Genomic DNA, 6,363 nt, shown 5'->3' with positions numbered 1-6,363 from the left:
AATATCCTGGTTTGAAAGTGCTATGAAAATTAGAAGAGTGGCAGTGACAGAATACTTAAGGAATCCCCAATACACGTTAAATTAATTCAAATATTTGAAAGTTTGGAAAAAACAATATGCTAGGAGCCAACTGCGTAACTCCTAACAAATTGGTCAATTACCAACCGGGCTAACAGTAGTTTAATTGTACTGACATTCTGACAGAAGCTTTAATCTCGGGCCTACCTTTTTGACAATCTGGCTTACTCTAGCCGAGACTTTTATCGATTTGAAAGAAGTTTTATTGCATTTGATAGCAGGCCTGATAAATATGCAGCAAAAAGGCTGTAATCCCGACCGAAGATGCCTGACCAATCACTGTTTTTTCCTCCGATTTTTCGTTTTTTAGTTAGAGATTGCCGCAAGTGGATTTGGATTGTAGATATTTTGGAAAATACTCATTCAAACGCAGAATACATTCATAAAATACATGAGAAGATGCCGTAAGGTTTGCAGAATAACTTTTTTGGAATCTCAATTTATACTTTACGAGAAATCTTATAATAGTAATTTAGATTTATGAAGCTATATTTTCAGACTTTTATTAAAATCACTTAACCTTATATTCAATTACACAAAAAGGGTAACCAATAACATTATTTCCCATAATTATTGACATTCTTCAGAATTAGTGCAGTAAATTTATATGATAGTTTTTCATATTAGTCTCCAAAAAGCTAATATTATAGTATATATTACACGGTTATAATATTATCGGAATTAAACGGCCTTTCAGGCTCATACGCAAATTCACTTAAAACTGTACAATATCAGGGGTCATCCAAATTGAGCTCAGGAAAAATAGTGGATAAGAGTGCACAGCACACAATCCAAAAACAAAGTGAGTGTGTAAAAAGCACAGCCCCGCAGAATGTCACAGTGATCCTTCCTGCCTTTAATGAAGAAATTTCCATCGGCAGTATAGTTCTGCTTACCAGACACTATGCCGACAACGTTATTGTGGTCGACGATGGCAGCTCAGACCGAACGGCCGAGATCGCAAGAAAAGCAGGAGCTGAGGTAATTATTCATGAGGTAAATAAAGGGAAAGGTGCAGCCCTCAAGACCGGATTTGAAGCCGCAGATGACCTGGGTGCGGATATAATAGTTACCATGGACTCCGATGGTCAGCATAACCCTGCCGAGATACCGAAGCTTGTCGAGCCTATCATAAAAGGTGAAGCCGACATGGTAAACGGCAACAGGTACTTAAATGGTCTGGATCAGAATACTCCCTCCTATCGCCGTATCGGCCAGACTATTCTTGACGGAGTCACCAAGCTAAACTCTGGGATTCAGATTACTGATTCCCAGAGCGGCTTTCGCGCTTTTTCAGCGTCAACGAAAGATGTTTTCCGATTCAAAGCTAAGGGAATGGCTATAGAAAGCGAAATGCTTGCAGACGCAGGAAAATCTGGCCTTCGTATAGCCGAAGTTGAAATTGGAGTCCGATACGACGTTGACTGTTCAACCGTAAACCCGATAAAACACGGCTTTGGAGTTCTTTTTATGATTTTAAAAGATATAGAGTTTAACAAACCTCTTTACTACCTTACAATCCCGGGACTGGTTCTTGGAATAAGCGGTCTTGTTATGGGCACTTTTTTCATACAGGATTTCACGATGGGAAAAAGTTTGTATTTCGGGCCTACCATGCTCATGATTCTGTTTATTATCATAGGGAGTTTCATGGCTTTGACAGGCATCCTGCTGCATTCGATATCTGCCATTTTGGAGGATGCGAAGGCATTTTAAACTGTGAGGAATTGTTTCTTAAAAACATTTAGACTAACTCTTTATTTATTATTGTCTTTATAGTAGGTAATTCAATGAAACTATTGGCGTTTGTTTCTACTATCGACTTAAAATACAAACTTGGGTGTACACCCTCATGGTGGCAGTTACTGAAGGCTCTCCATGAGACAGGAAACGAAGTTATAGTAGTCCCTTACCTCGGAGGAGCAGTGGAAAGTCTCTGGTGGAGAACATATGAGAATTCATGTAAACTTGAGAGTATTCTTTATAATAACTTCCTGAAATCCCAGAAGAAAGTTGCTGATCCTTCAAAACCCAATAAGTTTCTTTCTACCATAACTAAAAACTTAATCAATCTTGATATCAAGCCTAAGATCAAAAAACAACTCACGGACATTATAACTAAAGAAAAAGATCTTGATTTTATTCTTTTTATGAATATTCCACTTAACCATATCACAGGAATTCCTTCTGAGTTAAAAACAGAATTCGGGATTCCATGCCTTTATTATGATGGGGATATGCCTACAATCCTTCCCAAGTATGCGATGTCACGTGGATTTAAGTTTGACTACTATGTGAATTCGGACCTTTCAGAGTATGATGCTTTTTTTGTCAATTCAAAAGGAGTTATAGAAGACCTCAAGGAAGCCGGTGCAAAAAACGTTACTCCATTGTATTATGCAGCAGACGCAGATCTTTTTGCCCCTGTAAATGTTGAACAGACTATTGATGTCTCATTCTATGGTCACGGAAGTGAATTAAGGGAAGAATGGATGACAAATATGATTACAAATCCTAGTAAAAGGCTGCCTGATGTAAATTTCTCAGTAGGGGGTGGTAACTTCGGAATTGACATGGGGAATGCAAAGCTTATTGGTCCAGTTCCCTACAGCGCATTCCGCGAATTCTGCTGCAAAAGTAAGATCAACCTGAATATCACCAGATGGTCTCATACAAATATATATGCCTCTGCTACAGCCAGGCCGTTTGAACTTGCAGCTTACGGAGCCTGCATAGTTTCCCAGCCTTACAAAGGGATAGAAGAGTGGTTTGAAGTTGGAAAAGAGATTATTGTTGTCAATAATGAAGATGAAGCTGTAGAAACCTATGAATGGTTATTGTCCTCTGATGAAGAAAGGCTGAAAATAGGTGAAAGGGCAAGGCAGAGGATTCTGAAGGAACACACATACAGGCATAGGGCTAAAAAGATTATTGAAGTGTGCAAATCGTGTAACTGATGTGATTTATATGACTGAGAGACAAAACAAAAGAGATGATCGTCAAAAGTTAAAAAATATTAGCTTTGCTAGGAAAATCTTGCTAGGTCTCTCAATGTACATCCCCTCATCTGGATTCAAAAAAGCAGTGTTGAAATTGCTGGGTGCACATATTGGCAAAAATGTGTATTTTGGTCCTGGATCTCTTGTTCTTTCCAACGATTACAATAGTGTTCATATTGAAGACAATGTTTTTGTGGCTCCAGGTGCGTTAATAAATGTAAATAAGTTTACAGTTGGAGAAAATTCACATCTTGGGTATCAGTGTTTAATGGTAGGGGAGTCCCTCAAAATTGGGTCCAGATGCAATATCAGCAACCGAACATTTATAGAATGTTCCTATTCCCCAATACTTATTGAAGACGATGTAACTATTGGTGGATGTGCTATGATTTCAACTCATGACGGCTCTTACAGGCAGGCCTATGGTCTTGAAATGAAAGCGTCCCCTATAAAGATAAGATCAAATGCTTTTATTGGCAACAATGCTATCATTTTGCCTGGAATTGAAATTGGTAGAAAAGCGATTGTTGGAGCAGGAGCTGTAGTAACAAAAAACGCGGTGGCAAATTCAGTAATATGTGGAGTCCCTGCTAACAAAATTAGAACTATGGAGAGTTCAAATGAAAATATTACATGTAACTAATTTTTTCAAACCCTCTTGGGAAGCAGGTGGAATTGCAAGAGTCGCCTATGAAATTTCAAAAAATTTAGTAAAAGAAGGTCACGAAGTAACAGTTTTTACTACAGATGGATTTAAATCGAGGTTAAAAATAATTAAGAACAAGCCTGTTGATGTCGATGGGATAAATACCTATTATTTTCGAAATCTGTCTAATTATTTAACAAAACGCAATATTGTCATCCCTTATTATTTACCTTTTATAGCTAGAAGAAAAATTCAGGATTTTGATGTGATCCATATCCATGAGCATCGGACATTGCTTGCAGTAATCGTTCACTATTATTCAAAAAAGTACAATATTCCATATGTACTACAAGCTCATGGAACACTTCCAAACACGATTGGGAAACAGAAGCAAAAAAATATATTTGATGCTATATGGGGAAATGAAATATTAAAGGATGCATCTAAGCTGATTTCAGTATCCGATACAGAAGTTGATCAATATTTACAAATGAAAATACCTTCAGAAAAAATATATACTATCCCTAATGGCATGGATACCAATTCTTTTTGTAAATTACCTGCGAAAGGAACATTTAGAAAAAAATACAATATCAATGAAAATAAAATTGTTTTATTTTTAGGTAGGCTTCATGAAAGGAAGGGAATAGATTTTCTGATTAAAGCATATGCAGATTTGATAAAAGAAAAAAATGATGTTGTACTGGTTTTAGCAGGTTCAGACGATGGCTATCAGGACAAAACAGAGTTACTAATTGATAAATTTAATTTGAAGAATAATGTGATAATTACTGGTTATATTGATACATTTGATAAATTAGCAGCTTATGTAGATTGTGATGTCCTGGTATACCCTTCGATTCTTGAAATATTCGGGCTCGTGCCATTCGAGGCTATAATGTGCGGAAGTCCTGTAATAGTTACTGATGATTGTGGGTGTGGTGAACTTATAAAAAAAGCTTCTTGCGGGTGCTTAGTAAAATATGGAGACGTAACTGATTTGAAAAACAAAATGAAGTTAATTCTTGAAAATCCTGATCTTGGAAATAAATTTGTTGAGAATGGACAAAAATATATTACAAATAATTTAACCTGGCCATTAATTTGTAAAAAAATCGAGGCCCTTTATGAGAATTGTATTTACAAAACATAAAATATGAATCTGCGACAATCTATTACAATTTTCTCTGTTCTCAGGATAGTGAAATTTCCAATTTCTTATTTAATCGCACAGCATTTCCTTCTTTTGGGATTGAATGCATAAGTTACACCCAAAGCAGAAAAGAACGAGATCTCGTCCTTCTTTGATATTAAACAAGCAAAGGAATATATATGTCACTTAAAAAAGATACAATTCAAAAAAACAGAGTTTGTGTAATCACTTTCCCACCCCTGAAAGCAGGGCTCACTCCATTATCAAATCTTATTGATATTTTAACATCTTCTTCTGACGAGGTATATCTAATCACTGGAAATGCTGGTTATTATCATTTTACTGATAATAAAAATATTCATTTGTATGGTATATTCCATTCAACAGGTAACAGTTCAGTTAACAGGATTAAAAACTATATTTGTACTCAATTTAAAATCGCTTGTTTACTATTAAAGATAATTAATAAGGTTGACATATGTATTTTTTTCCTGGGGGGGGAAATGTTAGTTTTATCGCTGATACCCGCAAAGTTATTTAAAAAGAAAACAATTACTATGCTTTCTGGATATTCAATAAAATACGAGAAAGATATTCTATCGAAAATAGTTACAAAATTATGTACTATAAACTTTAATCTGGTAGACAAGATAATATTATATTCTCCACGTCTCATAAATGAATGGAACTTTGAAAAATATTCCCATAAAATATTGATAGCTCCCCGGCATTTTTTGAATTTTTCTAATTTTAAATTAAATGTTGAGTTTAGTCAAAGGAATGATTTCATCGGGTACGTAGGTCGTTTATCTGAAGAGAAGGGTATTATAAATTTTATAGAGTCAATTCCTCTTATTTTAAAACAAAAGCCATATCTGAATATTTTGATAATAGGTGATGGAGATTTAAAAAGTAACGTTAATAAGTATCTTTCTCAAAATGGACTTGAAAACAATGTAAAACTTGTTGGATGGAGTTCTCATGAGGATCTTCCCAAATATTTAAATTCATTAAAATTGCTAGTCATTCCTTCTTATACGGAAGGTCTTCCTAATATTATGTTAGAAGGAATGGCTTGCGGTACACCTGTACTTGCTACAGGAGTGGGAGCAATTCCTGATATCATAAATGATGAAAAAACTGGCTTTATTATGGAAAATAATTCTCCGGAATGCATTGCAAAAAACATTTTCCGCGCTATGGAACACCCAAATCTTGAAAATATTATAGAGAACTCTATTATTTTTGTAAAAGATAACTTTACTTACAAAAAAACAGTGGAAAGATATTCAGAAATACTTAGCAATATTCAATAAATTTACAAATCCGTTATTTATAAAAACTTTATGACTTGAATGGATTGTTACATTAGCTTTAACATAGCTTTAACATAGCTTTTACATTAGCTTTAACATAGCTTTTACAATTAGCTTTTACATTAGCTTTAACATAGCTTTTCCAATTAGCTTTTACATTAGCTTTAACAT

Annotated in this window: 5 protein-coding genes; all 5 read left to right on the top strand. The window is 35.0% G+C overall.

Annotated features, from left to right (window positions below; all coding sequences use genetic code 11):
• Window positions 1-825: 825 nt before the first annotated feature.
• Window positions 826-1,794 carry a glycosyltransferase family 2 protein gene (locus tag A9239_RS11170; RefSeq protein WP_048154680.1) on the top strand — a complete coding sequence of 323 codons (969 nt, stop codon included), beginning with the start codon at window positions 826-828 and terminating at the stop codon, window positions 1,792-1,794.
• Between the two features lie 74 nt (window positions 1,795-1,868).
• Window positions 1,869-3,035, top strand: coding sequence for a glycosyltransferase (locus A9239_RS11165; protein ID WP_048154678.1), 1,167 nt, complete (start codon window positions 1,869-1,871; stop codon window positions 3,033-3,035).
• Window positions 3,036-3,045: 10 nt separating this feature from the next.
• Window positions 3,046-3,720, top strand: a complete 675-nt coding sequence (locus A9239_RS11160) for an acyltransferase (protein WP_080943673.1) — start codon at window positions 3,046-3,048, stop codon at window positions 3,718-3,720.
• The gene (locus A9239_RS11155) at window positions 3,698-4,876 is read left to right on the top strand and encodes a glycosyltransferase (protein ID WP_048154675.1); all 1,179 of its coding nucleotides are present in this window, start codon (window positions 3,698-3,700) and stop codon (window positions 4,874-4,876) included. Before A9239_RS11160 ends, A9239_RS11155 begins: the two co-directional genes overlap by 23 nt.
• Window positions 4,877-5,055: 179 nt before the next feature.
• Window positions 5,056-6,192: a glycosyltransferase family 4 protein gene (locus A9239_RS11150; protein ID WP_048154673.1), complete on the top strand. Its 1,137-nt coding sequence runs from the start codon at window positions 5,056-5,058 to the stop codon at window positions 6,190-6,192.
• The last annotated feature ends 171 nt before the right edge of the window (window positions 6,193-6,363 follow it).

The organism is Methanosarcina sp. A14, assembly GCF_001729375.1.
Classification (GTDB): Archaea; Halobacteriota; Methanosarcinia; order Methanosarcinales; family Methanosarcinaceae; genus Methanosarcina; species Methanosarcina barkeri.
The sequence above is the reverse complement of the archived record's forward strand: the minus strand, read 5'-3'. Positions and strand labels throughout refer to the sequence as shown.

Excerpts from the sequence above, each read along its gene's own strand:
- A9239_RS11155 (WP_048154675.1), top strand. The coding sequence starts at position 3,698 with ATGAAAATATTACATGTAACTAATTTTTTCAAACCCTCTTGGGAAGCA.
- A9239_RS11165 (WP_048154678.1), top strand. The coding sequence starts at position 1,869 with ATGAAACTATTGGCGTTTGTTTCTACTATCGACTTAAAATACAAACTT.
- A9239_RS11160 (WP_080943673.1), top strand. The coding sequence starts at position 3,046 with ATGACTGAGAGACAAAACAAAAGAGATGATCGTCAAAAGTTAAAAAAT.
- A9239_RS11150 (WP_048154673.1), top strand. The coding sequence starts at position 5,056 with ATGTCACTTAAAAAAGATACAATTCAAAAAAACAGAGTTTGTGTAATC.